The following is a 231-nucleotide window of genomic DNA, read 5'->3' on the forward strand; positions in this document are numbered from 1 at the left end:
ATGACGTCATAATAGAAACCGTAGCGGGGATCATCCATCAGAGCCGGACCGACACCCAATTTGGTTCCGGGAAACAGATCCAGAATTGCGGCGGCAAGCAAATGCGCCGCGGAATGGCGAATTACTTCGAGTCCTTCGCGTGAATCCGCTGCGATGGGCTCGATTGATAAAACAGCATCAGTAGGTTCAATTTTTGCGTTCAAATCCACTTCGCGGCCGTCAATTTTAGCT

The 231-nt window shown here is 50.6% G+C and carries 1 protein-coding gene; it reads right to left on the reverse strand.

Annotation, left to right across the window (positions count from 1 at the left end; genetic code table 11):
- On the reverse strand, window positions 1-203 hold a 203-nt coding region (locus AC6UDE_RS07255; RefSeq protein ID WP_500697073.1), incomplete at its 3' end, for a hypothetical protein.
- Window positions 204-231: the final 28 nt, after the last annotated feature.

The sequence above is a fragment of the Fructilactobacillus sp. X2R5C3 genome (assembly GCF_059901325.1).